The 21,361-nt window shown below is 63.8% G+C and carries 21 protein-coding genes; 14 read left to right on the top strand and 7 right to left on the bottom strand.

Annotated elements, in window-relative coordinates; translation table 11 throughout:
• Positions 1-51: 51 nt before the first annotated feature.
• Both F0M17_RS12735 and F0M17_RS12730 read right to left on the bottom strand, forming a co-directional pair.
• The gene (locus F0M17_RS12735; protein ID WP_149597212.1) at positions 52-1,416 is read right to left on the bottom strand and encodes an aspartate aminotransferase family protein; all 1,365 of its coding nucleotides are present in this window, start codon (positions 1,414-1,416) and stop codon (positions 52-54) included.
• Positions 1,417-1,421: 5 nt separating this feature from the next.
• Positions 1,422-2,924, bottom strand: coding sequence for a CoA-acylating methylmalonate-semialdehyde dehydrogenase (locus tag F0M17_RS12730; RefSeq protein WP_121867842.1), 1,503 nt, complete (start codon positions 2,922-2,924; stop codon positions 1,422-1,424).
• 111 nt (positions 2,925-3,035) lie between these two features.
• On the opposite strand from F0M17_RS12730, the gene F0M17_RS12725 reads away from it, so the two are divergent.
• Both F0M17_RS12725 and F0M17_RS12720 read left to right on the top strand, forming a co-directional pair.
• On the top strand, positions 3,036-4,562 hold the full coding sequence (locus F0M17_RS12725) for a PucR family transcriptional regulator (protein ID WP_121867224.1): 1,527 nt from the start codon (positions 3,036-3,038) through the stop codon (positions 4,560-4,562).
• 62 nt (positions 4,563-4,624) lie between these two features.
• The gene (locus tag F0M17_RS12720; protein WP_149597211.1) at positions 4,625-6,370 is read left to right on the top strand and encodes an HNH endonuclease signature motif containing protein; all 1,746 of its coding nucleotides are present in this window, start codon (positions 4,625-4,627) and stop codon (positions 6,368-6,370) included.
• Here the strand turns inward: F0M17_RS12720 and F0M17_RS12715 are convergent.
• The 4 genes from F0M17_RS12715 to F0M17_RS12700 all read right to left on the bottom strand — a co-directional run bounded on the left by F0M17_RS12715 (position 6,367) and on the right by F0M17_RS12700 (position 11,429).
• On the bottom strand, positions 6,367-8,289 hold the full coding sequence (locus F0M17_RS12715; protein ID WP_149597210.1) for an acyl-CoA dehydrogenase family protein: 1,923 nt from the start codon (positions 8,287-8,289) through the stop codon (positions 6,367-6,369). The genes F0M17_RS12720 and F0M17_RS12715 overlap by 4 nt on opposite strands.
• 80 nt (positions 8,290-8,369) lie before the next feature.
• A complete protein-coding gene (locus tag F0M17_RS12710; RefSeq protein WP_038990281.1) occupies positions 8,370-9,428 on the bottom strand; it encodes an ImmA/IrrE family metallo-endopeptidase in 1,059 nt (352 codons plus the stop codon).
• Positions 9,429-9,585: 157 nt separating this feature from the next.
• Positions 9,586-10,965: an aspartate aminotransferase family protein gene (locus F0M17_RS12705; protein WP_149597209.1), complete on the bottom strand. Its 1,380-nt coding sequence runs from the start codon at positions 10,963-10,965 to the stop codon at positions 9,586-9,588.
• A complete protein-coding gene (locus F0M17_RS12700) occupies positions 10,962-11,429 on the bottom strand; it encodes an Lrp/AsnC family transcriptional regulator (RefSeq protein WP_066141175.1) in 468 nt (155 codons plus the stop codon). The genes F0M17_RS12705 and F0M17_RS12700 overlap by 4 nt, the downstream gene beginning before the upstream one ends.
• Positions 11,430-11,639: 210 nt before the next feature.
• On the opposite strand from F0M17_RS12700, the gene F0M17_RS12695 reads away from it, so the two are divergent.
• The 8 genes from F0M17_RS12695 to rpsN all read left to right on the top strand — a co-directional run bounded on the left by F0M17_RS12695 (position 11,640) and on the right by rpsN (position 17,722).
• Positions 11,640-12,863, top strand: a complete 1,224-nt coding sequence (locus F0M17_RS12695; protein WP_149597208.1) for a PotD/PotF family extracellular solute-binding protein — start codon at positions 11,640-11,642, stop codon at positions 12,861-12,863.
• A 117-nt stretch (positions 12,864-12,980) separates the two neighbouring features.
• Positions 12,981-14,114: an ABC transporter ATP-binding protein gene (locus F0M17_RS12690; RefSeq protein ID WP_149597207.1), complete on the top strand. Its 1,134-nt coding sequence runs from the start codon at positions 12,981-12,983 to the stop codon at positions 14,112-14,114.
• Positions 14,111-15,034: an ABC transporter permease gene (locus F0M17_RS12685; protein WP_052253594.1), complete on the top strand. Its 924-nt coding sequence runs from the start codon at positions 14,111-14,113 to the stop codon at positions 15,032-15,034. Before F0M17_RS12690 ends, F0M17_RS12685 begins: the two co-directional genes overlap by 4 nt.
• A gap of 1 nt (position 15,035) precedes the next feature.
• Positions 15,036-15,833: an ABC transporter permease gene (locus F0M17_RS12680; RefSeq protein ID WP_038990285.1), complete on the top strand. Its 798-nt coding sequence runs from the start codon at positions 15,036-15,038 to the stop codon at positions 15,831-15,833.
• Between the two features lie 341 nt (positions 15,834-16,174).
• Positions 16,175-16,675 (top strand): MarR family winged helix-turn-helix transcriptional regulator, encoded by a 501-nt coding sequence (locus F0M17_RS12675; protein ID WP_149597206.1) that lies wholly within the window; start codon positions 16,175-16,177, stop codon positions 16,673-16,675.
• Between the two features lie 328 nt (positions 16,676-17,003).
• Complete coding sequence (rpmB, locus tag F0M17_RS12670) at positions 17,004-17,240, top strand: 50S ribosomal protein L28 (protein ID WP_013349911.1); 237 nt, start codon at positions 17,004-17,006, stop codon at positions 17,238-17,240.
• Between the two features lie 2 nt (positions 17,241-17,242).
• Positions 17,243-17,413 carry a 50S ribosomal protein L33 gene (rpmG, locus tag F0M17_RS12665; protein ID WP_013349910.1) on the top strand — a complete coding sequence of 57 codons (171 nt, stop codon included), beginning with the start codon at positions 17,243-17,245 and terminating at the stop codon, positions 17,411-17,413.
• Between the two features lie 3 nt (positions 17,414-17,416).
• A complete protein-coding gene (gene rpsN, locus F0M17_RS12660) occupies positions 17,417-17,722 on the top strand; it encodes a 30S ribosomal protein S14 (RefSeq protein WP_038990287.1) in 306 nt (101 codons plus the stop codon).
• A 61-nt stretch (positions 17,723-17,783) separates the two neighbouring features.
• Here the strand turns inward: rpsN and F0M17_RS12655 are convergent, their stop codons facing one another.
• Positions 17,784-18,365 (bottom strand): DUF1992 domain-containing protein, encoded by a 582-nt coding sequence (locus F0M17_RS12655; protein WP_149597205.1) that lies wholly within the window; start codon positions 18,363-18,365, stop codon positions 17,784-17,786.
• 219 nt (positions 18,366-18,584) lie between these two features.
• On the opposite strand from F0M17_RS12655, the gene F0M17_RS12650 reads away from it, so the two are divergent.
• The 4 genes from F0M17_RS12650 (at position 18,585) to F0M17_RS17480 (ending at position 21,337) form a co-directional block, all read left to right on the top strand.
• Positions 18,585-19,553: an SDR family NAD(P)-dependent oxidoreductase gene (locus F0M17_RS12650; RefSeq protein ID WP_121867216.1), complete on the top strand. Its 969-nt coding sequence runs from the start codon at positions 18,585-18,587 to the stop codon at positions 19,551-19,553.
• Positions 19,554-19,727: 174 nt separating this feature from the next.
• Positions 19,728-20,012, top strand: a complete 285-nt coding sequence (locus tag F0M17_RS12645; RefSeq protein ID WP_013349906.1) for an HU family DNA-binding protein — start codon at positions 19,728-19,730, stop codon at positions 20,010-20,012.
• A 274-nt stretch (positions 20,013-20,286) separates the two neighbouring features.
• Positions 20,287-20,571 carry an HU family DNA-binding protein gene (locus F0M17_RS12640; RefSeq protein WP_013349906.1) on the top strand — a complete coding sequence of 95 codons (285 nt, stop codon included), beginning with the start codon at positions 20,287-20,289 and terminating at the stop codon, positions 20,569-20,571.
• Between the two features lie 157 nt (positions 20,572-20,728).
• Positions 20,729-21,337, top strand: coding sequence for a hypothetical protein (locus tag F0M17_RS17480; RefSeq protein WP_168202017.1), 609 nt, complete (start codon positions 20,729-20,731; stop codon positions 21,335-21,337).
• Positions 21,338-21,361 lie beyond the last annotated feature (24 nt).

Raw genomic sequence — 21,361 nt, 5'->3', positions numbered from 1 at the left:
CTTGTTAATGCGCAACTGGCAGGACAGCTGTGCTGTCCTGCCAGTCAGGTGCTATTGAACGAACGTGTCGGCGACGTCCAGGGCCTGCTCGAGGCGATCCAGCGCCTCGATGAGCACCGCATCCGCGATGTTCATCGCAGGCACCACGTGCAGCCGGTTGAAGTTCGCGAAGGGCAGCAGCCCTGCGGCCTTCGCGGCGGCAACCACCTGGTTCATCTCCGGGCTGCTGCCTCCGTAGGCGGCCAGCGGCTCGCGGGTGTCCCGGTTCTTCACCAGCTCGATCGCCCAGAACACGCCGGTTCCGCGCACTTCGCCCACGCTCGGGTGATCGGCGGCGAACTGCGACAGGCGCGGCCCGATGATCTCTTCTCCCAGCCGCTTGGCGTTTTCCACCATGCCCTCGTCCTCCATCGCGGTGATGGTGGCGACCGCGGCCGCGCAGGCCAGCGGGTGGCCCGAGTAGGTCAGCCCGCCCGGGTAGGCCCGCTCGCGGAAGGTCTCGAAGATTTCCGGGCTGATCGCCACGCCGCCCAGCGGCACGTAGCCGGAGTTCACGCCCTTGGCGAAGGTGAGCAGATCCGGGACGATGTCCCAGTGGTTGACCGCGAACCATTCGCCCGAGCGGCCGAAGCCTGCCATGACCTCGTCGGCGATGTGCACGATGCCGTACTTGCGGGTCAGCTCGCGCACCCCGGCCATGTAGCCGGCCGGCGGCAGGTAGATGCCTGCGGTGCCCGGGATGGACTCCAGGATCAGCGCGGCAATGTTCGACGGGCCCTCCAGGATGATCGTGTCTTCCAGGTGCTTCAGCGCGCGCTCGGTCTCCTCGGCCTCCGTTGCCGACCCGAAGTAGGAGCGGTACGGGTAGGCCGGGAAGAAGTGCACGATGCCGTCCGCGCCATGGTCCGAGGCGAAGCGCCGCGGGTCGCCGGTGATGTTCACCGCCAGGTGCGTGCCGCCGTGGTATGAGCGGTACGCGGAGAGCACCTTGTGCCTGCCGGTGTGCAGCCGCGCCATGCGCACCGCATGCTCCACCGCATCCGCCCCGCCGTTGGTGAAGAAGATCTTGTCCAGCTGCCCCGGGGTGTGCTGGGCGATCAGCCTGGCCGCCTCGGAGCGCGCGACGTTCACATGCTGCGGGGCGATCGTGGCGATCCTGCCCGCCTGCTCCTGGATCGCTGCGATGACCTTCGGGTGCTGGTGGCCGATGTTCGTGTTCACCAGCTGGCTGGAGAGGTCGATGAGCTTGTTGCCCTCCCCGTCCCACACGTACGAGCCCTCGGTCTTGAGGATCGTCATCGGGGTGAACGGGCCCTGGGCCTGCCAGGAGTGGAAGACGTGCTCGCGGTCCAGCTCGTAGGCGCGCTGGCCTGCAGCGATCTGGTCGCTGGTGATGTCGCTGATTTCGGTAGTCATGGTTCCTAGTCGTTCTGCGGGAAGCCGAGGTTGATGCCGCCGTGGCTTGGATCCAGCCAGCGCTTGGTGATCACCTTGTTGCGGGTGAAGAACTTGAAGCCCTCCGGTCCGTAGGCGTGCTGGTCGCCGAACAGCGAGGCCTTCCAGCCGCCGAAGGAGTGGTAGCCCACGGGGACCGGGATCGGCACGTTGACCCCGACCATGCCCACCTGGATCTCGTCCTCGAAGCGGCGGGCCGCGCCGCCGTCATTGGTGAAGATCGCGGTGCCGTTGCCGTACGGCGAGGAGTTGATCAGCTCGATGCCCTCGTTGAAGCTGTCCACGCGGACCACCGAAAGCACCGGGCCGAAGATCTCCTCGGTGTAGATGGACATGTCCGTGCCGACCTTGTCGAACATCGTCGGGTGCAGGAAGAAGCCCTCGCCATCGGCGTCCACCATGCCGGTGCGGCCATCGAGCACCAGCTCGGCGCCGGCGGCAATGCCCGCATCGATGTAGCCGGCCACCTTCGCCTTGTGCTCGCCGGTGATCAGCGGGCCCATGTCGCAGCCGCGGGTGCCATCGCCCACGCGCAGCGTCTTGGCGCGTTCGGCGATCTTGGCGACCAGCTCATCGGCGATGGTGTCGAGCGCGACGACCACGGAGATCGCCATGCAGCGCTCGCCGGCCGCGCCGAAGCCCGCATTCACCGCCATGTCGGCGGCCAGGTCCAGGTCGGCATCCGGCAGCACCAGCATGTGGTTCTTCGCGCCGCCGAAGGCCTGCACCCGCTTGTTGTGGGCGGTGCCGGTGGAGTAGACGTACTGCGCGATCGGGGTGGAGCCCACGAAGGACACCGAGTTCACCCGCGGATCGGTCAGCAGCGTGTCCACCGCTTCCTTGTCGCCGTGCACCACGTTCAGCACGCCCTCGGGCAGACCGGCCTCGGTGAACAGCTCGGCCAGCCAGTTGGCGGCCGACGGGTCCTTCTCCGATGGCTTGAGCACCACGGTGTTGCCGGCGGCGATGGCTACCGGGAAGAACCACAGCGGCACCATGGCCGGGAAGTTGAAGGGGGAGATGATGGCCGAGACGCCCACCGGCTGGCGCAGGGACTGCACGTCGATGCCGGTGGAGGCGTTCTGCGAGAACTCGCCCTTGAGCAGGTAGGGGGCGTTGCAGCACAGCTCGACGACCTCCAGGCCGCGGGCCACCTCGCCCAGCGCGTCATCCAGCACCTTGCCGTGCTCGGCGGTGATGATCGCCGCCAGCTCGCCCTTGCGCTCGGCCAGCAGCTGGCGGAAGTTGAACATGATCGCGGTGCGGCGGGCCAGCGAGGTGTCGCGCCAGCCCGGGAAGGCTGCCGCGGCGGCGGCAATCGCGTGCTCGGTGGTGGCCTTGGAGGCCAGCGCCACGTGGCGGGAGACCTCGCCGGTGGCGGGGTTGTAGACCTTGCCGGTGCGGTCATCGGCGGAGTAGCTGGCGTTGTTGATCCAGTGCTGCAAGGTGTCGGTCAGCGTTGCGGTCATCGTATCGGCCTTTCGAAGTTGGGTGCCTGCATTCATCATGGGTCATGGATGTGAGGGGCAACACCATCACTGTGTCATGATTTAAGCACTATCGATGACGGAGTGTAAAAAATGCTAACGGTGAACGACGTGCTGCACCTGCCGGTGGTGCAGGCCGCCGACCCCCAGGTGCTCTGCGCCGCCGGGATGGACGCGCAGCTGCGCTGGGTGCACGTCACCGAATCCACCGAGAACATCGACCTGTTGCTGGGCCGCGAGCTGATCCTCACCACCCTGCGCAACGTGAGCGATGTGCGCGCCTTCATCACCGCGCTGCGCGAGGCCGGAGCGGTCGGGGTGATCATCGAGGACTTGTCGGGCGCCGAGCTGGATGTCGCCGACCTGGGCCTGCCGGTCATCGCCCTGCGCACCACCACCCGTTTCGTCTCGATCACCGAGGTCATCCACCAGAAGCTCGTGGCCGAGCAGCTCGAGGCCGTGCAGTTCTCCCGCACGGTGCACGAAATCTACACCGGGCTCTCGCTGACCGAGGCCGACGAGGCGCAGATCGTGGCCCGCACCGCGCAGCTGCTCTCGGCCCCCGTGGTGCTCGAAGATGTCCGCCACCATGTGCTCGCCGAGTCCGGCGCGCAACTGGAAGACTGGATCACCCGCTCCCGTTTCGTCGGCTACCTGGAGCACACAGGGCGCGCCACCGGCGCCGAGAACTGGCTGCAGACCCCGGTCGGGGCGGTGCGCAGCCGGTGGGGCCGGCTGATCGTCCCGGCCGTGCTGGATGACGACGACCGCGCCGCCCTGGTCCTGGAACGTGCCGGCCAGGCGCTGACCATCGCCCGGCTTTCCGGCCGCGACCAGCGCGAACTGCTCTACCAAGCCCGAACCTCCACGCTGCACGAACTGCAGTCGGGGCACAGCTACAGCGACAAGGACATCGCCATCCGCACCCAGGCCCTGGGCCTGGCCGCCGCGCCCTACTACGTCCCGGTGGTCATCTCGCTGGCCGGATCCGGCACGCCCACCGAAACCCAGCTGGCCGACCGCGCCCTGCTCGAAGTGCTCGACCAGCTCGCCGACGCCCAGCACCTGGGCATCCTGGCCGGCTCGCTCAAGCCCGGGTATCTGGGGCTGATCCTGCCGCTGCGCGCCCGCGAACTGGTGGACTCCACCCTGCAGGGCTTCACCCGGCGGCTGGCCGAGCAGCTCACCGCCCCGGTGGCCATCGGCGTGGGCCCCGAAGGCACGCTGGCCACCAGCATCGCCGGTCTGGAAGAGGCCGCGCACGTCGCGCAGATCGTCCCGCACCTGCCCACCCGCGCCCAGCCCTATTACCGCTTCGCCGACCTGCGCCTGCGCGGGGTGCTTTCGGCCATGGGCGGCGACCCGCGGATGCGTTCCTTCGCGCAAGCCGAGCTCGCCGGCCTGCTCAACCCGGTCGATCACCAGGGACTCGACCTGCTCGATCTCTACCTGGCCCACGGCGGGAACAAGACCGCACTGGCCAAGGCCGGCTACCTTTCGCGGCCGACCCTGTATTCCCGGCTGGCCAAGCTCGAAGCAAAGCTGGGGGTGCAGCTGGACTCCGCCGAATCCCGGGCCTCGCTGCAGGTCGCGCTGCTCTGGTACCGCATGCACGGCTGAGGTTTTCCACATTCCGCCCCGGCGTACCAGCGGCATGGCGTTTCGGGCGCAAGCTGGTTTCCATGAGCACAGACATCGCGCAAGCACTGAAGGACCTGGCCAACGCCAAAGCGTTGGCCGCTTCAGCGACCCGGCGCCTGGCCCACGCGGGTCTCACCGCAGGCCACGCCGCCTATTTCGCGCTGCTCACCGAAGACTTGGCCCAGGAACTCACCCGCACCCAGGTCCACGCAGCTGCCGCACTGCGCAGCACCGGCGCCCACAAGCTCGACCAGGAATCCTTCCAGGCCATCACCGACCTCGGACCCGACCCCAGCATCGAGGAAATCGACGAGGCGAAGGGGCGCACCACCACCGGGCGCACGCATTTCAAGGATGCCAAAGGGCTGATGACCGGCTGGCTGGATATCCCGCGCAGCACCGCGGCCGCCCGGCTGGTGCAGGCCGACTGCCTGCTCGGCGGCGTAGACGAAGCAGGGCAACCAACTGCTCCGTGGCTGCCCGAGCTCGCCGCCCAGTTCCAGGACCCGAACATCGATCCGCGGCTGGTTGCCTCGGCGGCGATGAAGCTGCATTCGGTGCGCAAGGACCTGGGCGAAGGCAATGCGGCCGAAGTGAAGAAGCAGCAGCTGCAGGCCGAGTCCGCGGCGTTCCTGCGGTCGGAGCCGAAGTCGGCGCGCAAGCACATCAACGACCTGGTCGCGCAGGTCAAGGCCGGCAAGCGCCCGCTCAAGGCCCTGCTGGACGGGATCGGGATCTTCAAGCGAGGCATGCGCAAAGGCCTGGTGGAATACCTCTTCCGTGTTCTTCCCTCGCAATCCGCATACATCGATGCGTATTTCGCGAATCTGGATAATCCTTCCACGGTTGCCGGCAACCGGCAGGGCTTGAAGGAGGTGGATGCCCAGTTCACCGGTGAGGAAACCAGTGGCTGGGATGATGAGGGCAGCAAGCCCGACTGGGCGAAAGACAGACCCGGTGACGAGGACGTCGAGGATGACCCGCCAGAAGAAGGACTCAATCCAGACGCAGAGGATCCCCATTCCCAAGCGGACGATCATCGGCCAGAAGGCGAAGACGAGGAGCACCAACCAGAAGGTGATAGTTCCGAACCGGAGCCGGCAAGCGGTGAATGGGAAGATCTGAAACCCGAGCGGCGGCGGCTTGTCGGTTTCATGGCTTTGCTGATGAGCGAACGGAAACCGAATGGCAGCCCGCCGGACCAGCAGGCCGGGCTGGCCAGCTCGCAGGTGAGCATCATTCTGGATTGGGAGAAGCTGCAACGGAAAATGGAGGATTTCGCGGTGACTTCCTCGGGGATCCTGCTCTCCCCGGGCGAGGCCAGGACAGCATTGTGCACTGCGGGAATTCTCCCGGTGGTGCTCAACGGCAAGAGCCTGCCGTTGGATCTGGGACGGACCCAGCGGCTGTTCTCCAAGGCGCAAGTGCGTGCTTTGCGGGCAGCCTATCGGGGGTGTTCGTATCCTGGGTGCAGCATGCCTGCACAACGATGCGAAGCGGATCATCTGGATCCGTGGGAGAAGGGCGGACGGACCGATATCAAGTCTGCGGTGTTGAATTGCTTGATTCACCATACGGCCAGGCATTGCGGGTTGTTCCAAGCGGTGAAAATCCCTGGCAGCCGGCCGATGGTACTGCTGCCGCCGGAGTTGGATCCAGAGCAGAAATTGCGCGTCAACACGTATTTCATGACGCCGGCCGAGGCGTTGGAGGCTGAGGCGTTGGCGGAGGAGACCACTGCGCGGTGGCGTGCGGGATTGCTGGACGTCGAAATCGCCGAGCCTTAAGACTCCTTCCCATACGGCCAGCGCACATCCTCGCCAACCTCATCGGACCACTGGGCGATCCAGACACCGGTGCCTTCAGAGGCATCGCGGACCCCTTCTTCCAGCCACTGGAACTTGCCGTCCAGCAGGTCGGCGGCGAGCTGCCCGTCGGAATGCGTCGTGTTGTTCCAGAGCTTCTCGAAGTGCATCTCGCAGCGTTGCGCAGCTTGCTCGCAGAAGGCCAGAGCAAGGCGCTGCGCCGAGTCGCGCTGTGCAGCAGGAGACTGCGGCAGCGCGGTGGTCTTGGCAATCACGGCGGACATGGCGAACAGCTCCGCGCCGATATCCACGATATGGCCGAGGAAAACCTGCTGCTTTTCCATGCCTGCCTGCCAGCGTGCCATGCCGGCGAACGTCTGCCGAGCGAGCCGGCGCGAGGTCCGTTCCACATAGCGCAGATGCTTCGCCAAGGGGCCATGCCCGGAATAGGACGTCGGCACCGAGCCTGCGCCCACGGCGAGCTTGGGCAGCCAGCGGGCATAGAATCCCGACGCGGATGCCGCGGCCCGAGCCTTTTCCTCCATGCTCGCCCCGGCACGAGCCAGGTCTCCCGCGGCCTGCAGGTGGGTATCCACCGCCTCGCGGGCAATCAGCAGGTGCATGATTTCGGTGGAGCCCTCGAAGATGCGGTTGATCCGCAGATCGCGCAACAGCTGCTCCACCGGCACCGCCCGCTCGCCGCGCGCCGCTTGGGACCGGGCGGTCTCGAAGCCGCGGCCGCCACGGATCTGCAACAGCTCATCGGCGATCGTGCACGCGACCTCCGAAGCCCAGAGCTTGGCCAGGGCCGCTTCGATGCGGATATCCTTCGTGCCGGCATCGGCCAGCCGGGCCGAAACCTCGAAAACCGCTTCCAGCGCATAGCTGCTGGCAGCAATGTAGGCGAGCTTGCCGGCGACGGCCTGGTGCTTGCCGACCGGCTTGCCCCACTGCACTCGCGCCGCGGACCATTCGCGGGCAATCTTCGTGGACCATTTGCCGGCCCCGGCGCACATCGCCGGAATGGACAGGCGCCCGGTATTCAAGGTGCTCAGCGCGATCTTCAGTCCCGAGCCTTCCTTGCCCAGCCGGTTGGCCACCGGGACGCGCACCTCGCGGAAGCGTGTCACCCCGTTCTCGATGCCGCGCAGGCCCATGAACTGGTTGCGGTTCTCCACGACGATGCCCTCGGTATCAGCCTCGACGATGAAGGCGGTGATTCCTCCGCGGCCCGCCGGCTCTTCACCCGCGGCCTCGTGCGGCTGCACCGCGGCCATCACCACCAGCAGCTCGGCGACCACCCCGTTGGTGGTCCACAGCTTTGCGCCGTCCAGGAGATAGTGGGTGCCGTCGTCGCTGAGCCGGGCCGTGGTGCCCAACCGGGCAGGGTCCGAACCGACATCATTCTCGGTGAGCAGGAAGGCGCTGATTGCTCCGGCCGCGCAGCGCGGCAGGTATTCGCGTTTTTGCTCCTCGGTGCCGAAGGACTTCACCGGCTCGGGGACGCCAATGGACTGATGGGCCGAAAGCAGCGCGCCGAGCGCGGGGCACACCACGCCGACCCGCATGAGTGCCCGGCCGTAGTCCAGCAGGCTCAGCCCCAGCCCGCCGTATTCAATCGGGATCTTCATGCCGAAGGCGCCGATGCAGCGCAGCTGGGCAATGTGCTCATCGGGGATGCGTGCCTCGGCTTCGATGCGTTCCGGGTCGATGGAATCGAGCACCGCTTCGAGCTGCGGCAGGAAGGCCTGGCCGCGTTCCGGGTGCACGGCTCCCGGCAGCGGTTCGATCAGCGAGAAGTCCACTGCCCCCATGTACAGGCCCTTGGCGAAGCTGGGGCGGTTGAACTGCTCGCGGGATTCCTCGGCGATTTGCCGGGACGTGTCGGCGTTGGCTTGCATGGCGATCCCCTTTTGGCTCGGCGATCGGCCGCGGCGCCATCGCCTGGTGGCACCAGCGTAGCCCCGAATCCGCGGGGTTGCTAGAGCGCGCGCAGGTGGCCGCGGATTCCCTCGCCGGCTTGATGCAGGTTCCCGCCGTCGAGCACCACGTAGGCCTGCCCGAAGGTGAGCTCATGGATCTGCGCTGCGGTCTGCCCCAATTCGCGGGCGATCCGTGCGGTGCTGGCCCGATGATCGAGCTGCAGCGAGGGGAAGACCAGCGAGAACACCCGGGAGACGAGTTGCTGGTGCCCTGCGGCCGGTTCCAGAGCCAGCTCCTGGGACAGCCAGCGGTAGGTGCCGTCGCCCAGCAGGCCGCAGGCCCGGGCGTGGGCCAGGATCGCCGTGGCAGGTGCCCCGAAGTGCTCTTCGAGAACCAGCAGCTGCGGGATCTGCAGCGAGTCCGAAACCCTGACCTGCAGGGACAAGGAGGGCAGCAGCAGGCGTGCGGCGAATTCATCGGCCTCGCGCTCGGCGGTGGCCATCTGCTCGCGGTTCTCGCCCAGCGAGGAGTGCATCAGCAGATGCCCAAGCTCGTGGGCCATGTCCAGGCGTTGCGCATTGCGGCTGCCGGCGGCCAGGAAGATGAAGGCCTGTCCGTCTTCCCAGAAGCTGAAGGTCTTGACCGCGTCCAGCGAGGCAGGCAGGCTCAGCACCCGCACCCCGTGGGATTCGAGCAGGTGCAGCAGATCGGGCAGCGCGCCGCAGCCCAGATCCCATTCGGTGCGCAGCTGCGCTGCCGCATCTTCCGGGGTGAAGCCGCACAGCTCGGGGATCTCGGTTTGCGGGAGCCGGAAGTTCCGCGTGATCAGGTGGTAGAGCTCCACGCCGTTGCGGCCCAGGGCGGCGGCTGCCACCTTCTGCGCGGTGCTGGTGCGGCGAGGGGAGCGGAAGAAGATCCGTTCGGTGTCGATGCCCCGGGTGGCGGGAAGCCGGAAGTACTGCGGCGCGCAGTCCAGCGCATCGGCCAGCGCAAGGGAAAGATCCTCGGGAGCACGAGCTAGTTCGCGCTCGCAAATGCCCAGCGAGGCGGCCAAGGCGGACCGGCTCAGCGCCGCACGTTCGCGTGCCAGCCTGATTCTGGTCGGTTCCAAAGTCATGAGGTTCCTGCAATCTTCCAAAAGGCGATCTTAATCGTCTAATGACCTCAGACTAGTGGCCTATGCCACAAAGTACCAATTGGGCGTAGCTTCGTGAAGTAACACGCTCTGACTAGTGCAAAAGGCCCGCAGGCGATGCCTGCGGGCCTTGTCGCACCTAGATCCTGCTGGCCGCTTCCTGCAGCACGGTGCGCAGGATGGATTCGATCTGGTCGAACTCCGGCTGCCCGATGGTGATCGGCGGAGCCAGTTGGATGACCGGGTCGCCGCGGTCGTCGGCGCGGCAGTACAGTCCGGCCTCCCATAGTGCCGGGGTCAGGTACCCGCGCAGCAGGCGTTCGGACTCGGCGTCGTTGAAGGTTTCCTTGGTCGCCTTGTCCTTGACCAGCTCGATTCCGTAGAAGTACCCGGCACCGCGCACATCGCCGACGATATCCAGGTCGGTGAGCTTGGAGAGCGTGGACTTGAACGCGTCGGCATTGTTCTTGACGTTCTCGTTCAGGCCCTCGCGTTCGAAGATGTCCAGATTCGCCATCGCCACCGCTGCGGCCACCGGATGCCCGCCGAAGGTGTAGCCGTGGTAGAACGTGGTGTCGCCCTTGGTGAACGGCTCGAACAGCTTGTCGGAAACGACCATTACGCCCAGCGGGGCATAGCCGCTGGTCAGCGCCTTGGCCGAGGTGATGATGTCCGGGACGTAGCCGAAGTCATTGCAGGCGAACATGGAGCCGATGCGGCCGAAGGCGCAGATGGTCTCATCGGAGACCAGCAGCACGTCGTGCTCGTCGCAGATTTCGCGCACCCGGTCGAAGTATCCAGGAGGCGGCGGGAAGCAGCCACCGGAGTTCTGCACCGGTTCCAGGAACACCGCTGCCACGGTGTCGGGGCCTTCGAACTCGATGGCTTCGCGAATACGCTCTGCGGCCCACAGCCCGAAGTCCTTCTCGTTGTCGGCGAACATCTCCGGGGCGCGGTAGAAGTTCGTGTTCGGCACGCGGAAGGTGCCGGGCACCAGCGGTTCGAACGGGGTCTTCATATCCGGCAGCGAGGTGATGGCTAACGCGCCTTGCGGGGTGCCGTGGTAGGCCAGGGCGCGGGAAATGACCTTGGTCTTGCCCGGCTTGCCCTTCATCTTGAAATGCTGCTTGGCCAGCTTGAAGGCGGATTCGACAGCTTCGCCGCCGCCGGTGGTGAAGAAGACGCGGTTCAGATCGCCCGGCGCATAGATGGCCAGGCGTTCGGCCAGGTCGATCGCCGGCTCATGGGCGTAGGACCACAATGGCATGAAAGCCAGCTTCTCGGCCTGCTTGGCCATGGCCTCGGCCAGTTCGGCGCGGCCGTGCCCGGCGTTGACCACGAACAGCCCTGCCAGGCCGTCGAAGTATTCGCGACCGGCATCGTCGTAGATCTTGTGCCCCTCGCCGCGCGAGATGATCGGCACCTGCGCACCGTTGGAAATTCCGGAGTGCCGGGCCATATGCATCCATAGGTGATCGCGAGCGGCCTGCTGGCGATCGGTACCACGTGGTGTGTTCATCGTGTTCCCCAGTTGTATTCCTGTTTTTTGAGTGAAAGGTAGGTGTACGTATTGGTGCTGACCACGCCTTCGAGCCCGCGGATCGTTCCGATCACGCGCAGCAGGTCTTCATCGTTCGAGCAGATGACCTCGGCGAGGATGTCCGAGCTGCCGGCAGTGACCACGCAGTAGTCGACCTCCGGCAATTCGGCGATCCGGTCGGCGGTGCCGCTGATGTCATTGGCGGCGACGATGCCGATCATGGCCTGGCGGGTGAAGCCCAATTCCAGCGGATTGGTGACTGCGACGATTTGCACGACGCGGCTCTCGACCAGCTTCTGTACGCGCTGGCGTACAGCCGCTTCGCTCAGGCCGACTGCCTTGCCGATGGCGGCATAGGAGCGCCGGCCATCCTCCTGCAGCTGCTCGATGATCTCCTTGGAAATTTCATCAATGGCCTGCGCGGTATGCGAGGGCAGCGTCATATCGACCTCCTAGGTCTAAGGGACTTTCCACAGACCCTACCTTCACTGAATCAGTTGCGAAAGAGGTATTTTCAAAAGATTTCAGTTTTCGTAACGCAATTTTTACAAGGAAACTTGCGTTCAGGTCTTGTTGCACCTGCGCATTGCTGGCAGGATGAACGTCAACACTCTCATGTGTGGCCGATCACATTCGTCGTTAGGACTCCAGCCATGTCGCACTCGCAACGCCGACTTCCGCAAGACCCGCAGATCCGCGCACTCGTCCAGGCCATGAGCCAGCGCAGCTACTCCCGCCGCTCGGTGCTTTCCGCCGCCGGCGCCCTGGGCCTGACCGGGCTGCTCGCGGCCTGCGGCACCGGTGGCAGCAGCACGCAAGCAGCCCCGTCGATCAAGGACATTTCCGAAACCGATCCGACGGTCAACTGGGCCAACTGGACCCTGTACCTGGATTACGACGATGAGAAGAAGACCTATCCGACCCTCGATGCCTTCACCAAGAAGACCGGCATCGCGGTGAACTACCGCGAGGACATCGACGGCAACGACACCTACTACGGCAAGGTGCAGGGCCAGCTCAAGGCCGGGCAGGACATCGGCCAGGACATCGTCACGCTGACCGACTGGATGGCCGGGCGCATCATCCGCCAGGGCTACGTCCAGGAACTGGACCTGGCGAACATCCCCAACTCCGCCAACCTGCTGCCGAGCCTGAAGGAAGTCGACTTCGACCCGGGGCGCAAGCACTCGCTGACCTGGCAGTCCGGATATGCCGGCATCGCCTGGAACAAGAAGGCGTTCCCGAAGGGCCTGAAGTCCGTCGAGGACCTCTGGGATCCGAAGCTCAAGGGCCGTGTCACCGTGCTCGACGAAATGCGCGACACCATCGGCCTGCTGATGATGCAGAACGGCGTGGACATCGCCGGCCAGTGGGGCGAAAGCGAATTCGGCGCCGCGACCGACGTGCTGCGCGAGAACATCGACAACGGCCAGATCCGCCAGGTCAAGGGCAACTCCTACAAGGAGGACTTCGTTTCCGGCGATGCGCTCGCCGGCATTGTCTGGTCCGGGGACATCGTGCAGATGAACTTCGAGAACGACGACCAGTGGGAGTTCGTGCTCCCCGAAGCAGGCGGCACCCTGTGGAGCGACAACCTGATGGTTCCGGTCGCTTCGCCGCGCAAGGCCAACGCCGAGAAGCTCATGGACTTCTACTATGACCCGGCCGTGGCCGCGGAGGTCGCAGCCTACGTGAACTACATCTGCCCGGTGGTCGGCGCCAAGGAAGAAATGGAGAAGATCGACCCGGAACTGGTCAGCAACCCGCTGATCTTCCCGACCGACGCCGATCTGGCCAAGGCGCACGTCTTCCGCTCGCTGGAGGCGGATGAAGAGACCACGTTGAACTCTGAATTCCAGAGTGCCATCGGCGCCTAGAAGCGGGAATTCCATGAGACAACGAGCCGACATCTGCACGCGCAGAGGCGCAGTCCAGGCGCCTCGCCGTTCGGCGCCAACCGTTGACCAGAACCAGTTCCAGGAAGTGATAGGGGCATGACAATCTTGGCACCGCGTACTGAAACCACTGCCACCGGTGCGGACCTGCACCTGTCGGGCATCACCAAGCGCTTTTCCAGCTTCGTGGCGGTCAAGGAGCTCGACCTGGTGGTTCCATCGGGCACCTTCTTCGCCCTGCTCGGTCCGTCGGGCTGCGGCAAGTCGACCACCCTGCGCATGATCGCCGGCCTGGAAGCTCCCAGCGAGGGCAGCATTTCGATCGGCGGGCAGGACGTGACCGGGTTGGCCAGCCACCAGCGTCCGGTGAATACCGTGTTCCAGTCCTATGCGCTGTTCCCGCACATGAGCGTGCTGGAGAACGTGGCCTTCGGGCTCAAGCGCAAGAAGGACAAGCAGGCTATGGACAAGGCGAAGGCCGGTCTGGAGCTGGTGGAGCTGGGGCATCTTGCAAACCGCAAGCCGATCCAGCTCTCCGGCGGCCAGCAGCAGCGTGTGGCCCTGGCCCGCGCGCTGGTCAACCGCCCGCAGGTGCTGCTGCTCGATGAGCCGCTCGGTGCGCTGGACATGAAGCTGCGCCGGCAGATGCAGCTGGAGCTGAAGAACATCCAGACCGAGGTGGGCCTGACCTTCATCCACGTCACCCACGACCAGGAAGAGGCCATGACCATGGCCGACGTGGTCGCGGTGATGAATGGCGGGCGGATCGAGCAGATGGGTCCGCCGCGCGAATTGTACGAACTGCCCAAGACCGCGTTCGTCGCGAACTTCCTGGGCAAGTCCAACCTGATGCGCGGCACGGTCACGGGCCAGGAGGCAGGGATTCTCAGCGTCCTGGTCAATGGGCAGAGAATCCTGCTGCCGGCTGACCGAGCGGTGCAGACTTCGGGCGAAGTGGTCGTCGGCGTGCGCCCGGAGAAGATCTCGATCTCGCGCGAGGAGTTTGCGGGGGAGAACCGCCTGACAGGCACCGTGATCGACGTGTCCTTCACCGGCACCACCACCGAATACCTGGTCGAGGTGGACGGGATCGGCACCATCGGGACCTTCGCGCAGAACCGCGGCCAGCAGCCGGCCGCCGAGGGCGACACCGTGCACCTGTCCTGGGAGGCGCAGCACTCCTTCGGCTTGGCCGGCGCCGAGCATGAAGACGCGGGGGTGGACCAGACATGACGCTGATGACTAGGAAGGGGATCGCCGACCTGCGCAGCCGCGAGGAGATCCGGGCGGAACGGCGCAAGGGGCGCACCGGCGTCTACCTGATCGCGCCTGGCATGCTGGTGCTCGCCCTGTTCTTCGCGCTTCCGGTTCTCGTGCTGCTGGCGATGAGCCTGTATGTGAAGCCCGAAGGCGCGGAAATCGGCGAGTTCGTGCCGGGCTTCGAAATCGGCAACTACGCCACGGTACTCGCCGCCTACTGGCCCGAGCTGCTGCGCTCCTTCGGCTTCGCGCTGATCGCCACCGTGCTGGCCCTGCTCATCGGCTTCCCGATGGCCTACCTGGTGGCGGTCCGCCTGCGCGAGAAATCGCTGCTGCAGGGCATCTTGCTGGTGCTGCTGATCGCCCCGTTCTTCTCCAGCTTCATCCTGCGCACCCAGGCCTGGAAGCAGATCCTGGCCGACGAGGGGTTCATCGCGCAGACACTGAAGTTCCTCGCGATCCTGCCGGCCGACGGGCACCTGACCGCCACGCCGATCGCGGTGGTTGCCGGCCTGACCTATAACTTCCTGCCCTTCATGGTGCTGCCGATCTACGCGAACCTGGGCAGGCTGGACACCCGGCTGCTCGAAGCCTCGGGGGACCTGTACGCCAGCCCGATGACCTCGTTCTTCAAGGTGACCCTGCCAATGAGCGCCCCTGGCGTCTTCGCCGGCACCCTGCTGACGTTCATCCCGGCCGCCGGCGACTACGTCAACGCGGCCCTGCTGGGCAATAACCGCAATACGACGATGATCGGCCAGGTCATCGACTCCAGGTTCTTCAAGGTCATTGATTACCCGGGCGCCTCGGCCCTGAGCTTCGTGCTGATGGTCTCGATCCTGATCCTGGTCACGATCTATATCCGCCGCTTCGGCACCGAGGAGCTGATGTAGCATGAAGCAGAAAATCGGACGCTGGTTCATTCCCGCCGTCGGCGGGCTGGCCTTCATCTACCTCCTGGTCCCGATCGCCTACATCTTCGTGTTCTCCTTCAACGATGCAGGCCGCACCAACCTGGAATGGCGAGGCTTCACCCTGTCGAATTGGCAGAACCCCTGCGGCGCTCCGGCAGTGTGCGAGTCGCTGGTTCACTCGCTGCAGGTCGGCACGGTGGCCACCATCGTCGCCACCGCCCTGGGCACGCTGATCGCCATCGGCCTGGTCCGCTATAAGTTCCGTTTCCGCAAGCTCACCGACGTGCTGATCATCCTGCCGCTGGCGACGCCGGAAGTGGTGCTCGGCGCGTCGCTGCTGGCGCAGTTCCTGAACCTCGGTTGGGAACTGGGCTACACCACCATCGTGATCGCCCACATCGTGTTCTGCATGTCCTTCGTGATCGTCACGGTCAGGGCGCGGGTTTCCTCGCTGGACCCGCGACTGGAGGAAGCGGCCGCCGATCTCTATGCCTCGCCGCGCACGGCTTTCTGGAAGGTCACCTTCCCGCTGCTGCTGCCGGGCATCGTGGCCGCCGCGCTGTTGTCCTTCGCGATGAGCTTCGACGATTTCATCATCACGAACTTCAACTCCGGCACCTTCCAGACCTTCCCGAAATTCATCTATGTGGCAGCGACCCGAGGCATTCCGGCCCAGGCGAATGTCATTGGCTCGGCGATGTTCATCCTTGCCCTGCTGGTGGTGGTCATCGGGCAGGTAATCAGCTACCGCAAGAAGAAGCAGCTGGAAAATTCCTAGCTGCCCCGAGGTCATGCCAATGGCCCGCGCTCCAGAAGCGCGGGCCTTTGGCCTGCCCTGCGTGCCGGTCCGCCAAATTCATGAGGGCATTAAGGATCCTGGTACGGACCGGGCCAAGCGCTTAGGCCGGTGGCAGTTCTTCCGCTTCAACGCAGGAAGCGTGCCAGCGGGAAGCGCCCGAGACGAGAGCCCATTAGGATGGCTAGCGGATGGAAATGTTGGTACAGAGCTGAATTATGGGCATCTGACATATAGTAAATACTTAGCTTTACAGTACGTACCCTACTGTTTGATACATTCCCAACCCGATAATTGCAGTTCTCGAAACGATTGGAAACTTCATGAGTGATAAGCCAGTTTGGCTCTCTCAGCCTGAACGCGACGCCTGGCTTGGACTACATGCAGTCATGACTTTGCTGCCGGCTGCCCTGGATTCCGATCTGCAGGGCCTGGACGGCATCACGCTTTTCGACTATCACATGCTCGCCATGCTCTCCGAGGCCAAGGACCACCAGCTGACGATGACGACACTGGCCTCGCATACCAGCGCCTCGCTGTCACGGCTGTCGCATGTGGTGAAGAAGCTGGAGAAGCGCGGCTGGGTAATCCGCGAGCAGTCTGCGGAAGACGCCCGTGTGAAAATCGCCTCATTAACGCAAGAAGGGTGGGAAGCTGTGCAGCACATGGCGCCTCATCACGTCGCCTCGGTGCGCGGGCTGCTCTTCGATACCCTTGATGACAAGGATGTTAAAGATCTCACGCGGATCACGCGCAAGATCACGACATCGCTCGATGCCGATCATTGGATCTTGAACTCGGAGATTTCCGATTTGGAACACTGAGAAATTCTCGATAAGCTAATCAGGCGTTAATCGCGTGTGTTGCTATGCCGTCTAACGGCAGAACAACTGCGCGTTGCCCGTAATACCGAATATCGTGGCCAACTGAGTACGGGGAAATTGCTCGACCGGTTGCGAAGTTCACCGACTTACATACTTTAAGGCTCTTCGGTTGGTTCTCACCCAGCCTGGTTACCTTCCTAGTGTGCAGTATTAACGGTGTTTCACTGGTTGGCGGGACTCATAACGCATCAAGCCGTGTCGATATTTAGGTATGGGCACTGTGCGCGAGTACCGCCGAATTTTACTACTAACTAACTGAGGAGTGATCATGGCAGCTGTTTGCCAGGTAACCGGTACTACTCCGGCCTTCGGACATAGCATCTCCCACTCGCACCGTCGCAACAAGCGTCGTTTCGATCCGAACATCCAGAAGAAGACCTACTACGTGCCTTCGCTGCGCCGTAAGGTGACCCTGACCCTGTCGGTCAAGGGCATCAAGGTAATCGATGCTCGCGGTATCGACGCTGTTATTGCTGACCTGATTGCGAAGGGTGTGAAGCTCTAAACATGGCAAAGAAGGATAAGGACGTACGTCCGATCATCAAGCTGAAGTCCACCGCTGGAACCGGTTTCACTTACGTAACCCGTAAGAACCGTCGTAACAACCCTGACCGCATGGTCATGAAGAAGTACGACCCGGTAGTCCGCAAGCACGTAGAATTCCGAGAGGAGCGCTAAGACATGGCCAAGAAGTCCAAGATCGCAAAGAACGAACAGCGCAAGGTCATTGTCGAGCGTTACGCTGCAAAGCGCCTCGAACTGAAGAAGACCCTGGTTGATCCAAACGCAACCGACGAAGCTCGTGAAGCTGCACGCGTAGGCCTGCAGAAGCTTCCACGCAACGCTTCCCCAGTGCGCGTCCGAAACCGCGACGCCATCGACGGTCGCCCACGCGGTACCTTCCAGAAGTTCGGCATCTCCCGTGTTCGCTTCCGCGACATGGCGCACCGTGGTGAGCTTCCGGGCATCACCAAGTCTTCCTGGTAAGACCTGCAAGTCTTTTGACTTAGCAAGCCGCCTTCCCGTTTCGGGAGGGCGGCTTCGCCATTTAAAGCATCCACCACCGGCGTTTTGGCGGTGCACTCTCTTCCACTGGCGACGGTTTCTCCGCGCGGCGCTGTTGCCAGCCAAGCACCTCGGCAGTGGAATCGCGCAACGCGGTGATCACCGGGGGTCCGCCCAGCAGCTGGCGCCGTGCCTCAATGATGCGGGCGTTGAAATCCTCGATATGCTCCCGCACGGCACGCTCGGTGGGCAAGCGGTCCAGAGTTTGCTCCATCTGCTCATCTTCAACCCGCAAGGTCAGCGCAGGTGGTCCTAGACCGGTGAGCTGCTCGCGGCGCATCATCGACTTCAGCCACCAGTCGGGATCATCGTTGCTGGTGATGTGGTCGATCTTCTGTCCGGCGAGAGCCAGATTGTCGAAGTCGCCGCGGGCGAAGGCCTCATCGAGCACCGAGTTGGCCACCTCCCAGGCTTCGTCCTCGGCATGCAGCTGCAGGGGAGTCTTCTGCTTCTCAACGGGAGCCATCCCGGTGGCCTGCGCATACTCATCCACGGGCAGCGGCCCGCTGTCCTGCTTCATCTTGTACCGGGCCGCATTCAGCGCGGCATCCTCGTTATGCTCCATCTTCCAATGATCCCACCGCGGGCTGGAACCCGGCAATGCGCGTGCAGGCTTTCCAGAGCAATCCACGCAGGAGCTGGGCGAATAAAATCAATCCCCGCGGGTCCGCGTGGATCGCCGAAGATCATGGGCACCACGTGCTGCTGCGAGGTGTCTGGGGGTTTGGCTCAATTGCCATGTCCCACCGGCATTCGAGGGCCCGCCCTGTAGTAGCGTGTAACCATGAAGCCAGCGACCCCCTACCCGCAACCCGCAGCCGACATCTACGCGAACCGGAAGCGGTGGGCGACACTGGGTCACGGCAAGACCGTCGTAGTGACCGGCGCGAATAGCGGCCTCGGCTTCTTCGCCAGCCTCGGCTTGGCGCAGGCCGGTGCTCAGGTCATTCTTGCCTGCCGCAACCAGAGCCGCGCAGAACATGCGATGGGGCAGATCCGGCGGCGCGTGCCGGAGGCCCGTGTCGAATTCATGCAGTACGACTCCTCACGCATTGAATCTGCCATGGGGCTGGCGGCAGAGCTGCGCAATCGGCCACTGGACGCGCTGATCGCCAACGCCGGGATCATCCGGGCGCCGCGGGAACGCCAAGGGGGCCTGCTCGGTTATGAGCTCACTATGAGCACCAACTTCATCGGACACGCACGATTGGCCGGCGAACTCGCCGACCGCTTCAGCCAGCCGATGCGGTTCATCGGCCTGGGGTCGATGTCCACACGTATGCTGGCCACCGATCCGCAGAATCTGGCCTTGGCCCGCGATTACCATCCCTACCGCGCCTATGTGCAGTCCAAGGCGGCAGTGCAGGCGTTCACCCTGGCCCTGGACCACCGGCTGCGCCAGCTGGAACTGCCGGCTCGTGCGCTGGCGATCCATCCGGGATATGCGCTCTCCGGGCTGTCCCCGCAGGTGCCCAGCATCAATGAGCCGGACTACGCCAAGCGGCTGATCGGCCAATTGCAGGCTGGTTTCGCGCAGGGCAAACACGAAGGAGCGGTGGCCTTGGTCGAAGCGGCCTTGGCACCTGAATTGGATGCCGCGCCACGAGGCTGCTACCTGGGGCCGAAATTCCTGACGAAGGGCCCAACGGTACTGGCCAGCCCGGCGAAAGCGACCCGCGGCAAAGAGCTGCAAGGCAAAGCCTGGGAGCTGTTCGTGAAGGCAAATGAGGGCCTCGATCCGTTCGCGCTGTAGGTCCCGGGTGAACTTTCACACCTTCGATTTGGCTAAAAATTCAGCAGAATCCGCATGATGATGCACTTTTTGTCGCCGCCAGCTGGTAAGTTCAACTCTTGATAAGTCCGTGCGACCGCGCGGCGTCCGGGCCCGGAAGAGGGTCTTGGATCACTAGTCCAGGAGGACCATACATTGGCTATGAACCGTAGCGAACTTGTTGCTGCTGTTGCAGCGAAGACCGAAAACTCCCAGGTTGCCGTCAACGGTGTTCTGGATGCAGTCTTCGAGGTTTTCGTCGACCAGATTTCCAAGGGTGAGAAGGTGTCGATCCCAGGTTGGTTGGCTGTAGAGCGCACCGATCGTGCAGCTCGTACCGGCCGCAACCCGCAGACCGGTGAAGCAATCCAGATTCCTGCTGGCCACTCGGTCAAGCTGACCGCTGGTTCGAAGCTGAAGGCTGCTGTAGCCAAGAAGTAAGCTTCCTGTCGAGCTTTGCGCAAGGCCCGCCAACCGTCCTCGGTTTGGCAGGCCTTGCCGCGTTAAGCAGCGTTGCAATAGCTTTCATTCAGCTCGTAAATGGTGCCGTTGAGCCAAGAAAACTGCAATTAGTTGAAAAAATCCCGGTTTTCCGCCCGTTTTCCAGTGTTTCGGGGCAAAACGTTTGATATGTTCTCACTGATAAGTCCGTGCGACCGCGCGGCGTCCGGGCCCGGAAGAGGGTCTTGGATCACTAGTCCAGGAGGACCATACATTGGCTATGAACCGTAGCGAACTTGTTGCTGCTGTTGCAGCGAAGACCGAAAACTCCCAGGTTGCCGTCAACGGTGTTCTGGATGCAGTCTTCGAGGTATTCGTCGACCAGATTTCCAAGGGTGAGAAGGTGTCGATCCCAGGTTGGTTGGCTGTAGAGCGCACCGATCGTGCAGCTCGTACCGGCCGCAACCCGCAGACCGGTGAAGCAATCCAGATTCCTGCTGGCCACTCGGTCAAGCTGACCGCTGGTTCGAAGCTGAAGGCTGCTGTAGCCAAGAAGTAAGCTTCCTGTCGAGCTTTGCGCAAGGCCCGACCCGCTCCGGAGAAATCCAGGAGGCAGGGACGGGCCTTTTGCGTTATCTGGCACCATTTGAGGCATACTTCTACTTCGCGTAGAATCAGCCATGATTGAAGATTTCCACTAAGAATGGCTGTCCACCGTGTCACAGAAACCCGCTACCCGCGTACTGCGCGGCTGGTTAGCGGCAAGCGTGTGCACCTGGACAGCTTTTGCCGCCCACGCCCACAGCGCGCCCACTGCGCTGTCGGTCGTGGCCATGGTGCTGATTACCTGCGTTTCCGCGGCGATCAGTGTTGTGCTGGTTGGCCGTAAATTCTCCCTGTGGGCAACCAGCCTGGTCGTGCTGCTCAGCCAAGGGCTCTACCACTTGAGCCTGTCGGTGATGAGCCACCCGAGCGGCGATGTTTCCGGCATGGAGCACGTCCATCATGCGGGACGAAATCTGGAGCTGGCGCAGAACATCACCGCGCAGTACGCCAACGTGCATACCGAATCGATGCTCTACGCCCACGTGCTGGCCGCGATCGCCAGCGTTGTGGTGCTCAACGGCGGTGAACGCCTGCTCAAGGTCTTGGGCAGCTGCCTCACACTGTCAACGGCCCGGCGGATCCTCGCGCGCATTCGCGTGCAGGCTCCTGCTGCCGGGCCGCTCCGCGCCTACTTCCCCTTGCGCTTCCAACTCAAGCTGGCGCAACTGGGAAGGCTGCCGGAGCGCCGCGGTCCTCCCTGCTTCATTCTTGCCGCCTGAGAAAAGAATCGAAGCGCCCCGACA

The organism is Glutamicibacter sp. ZJUTW, assembly GCF_008370855.1.
Lineage (GTDB): Bacteria > Actinomycetota > Actinomycetes > Actinomycetales > Micrococcaceae > Glutamicibacter > Glutamicibacter nicotianae.
The sequence above is the reverse complement of the archived record's forward strand: the minus strand, read 5'-3'. Positions and strand labels throughout refer to the sequence as shown.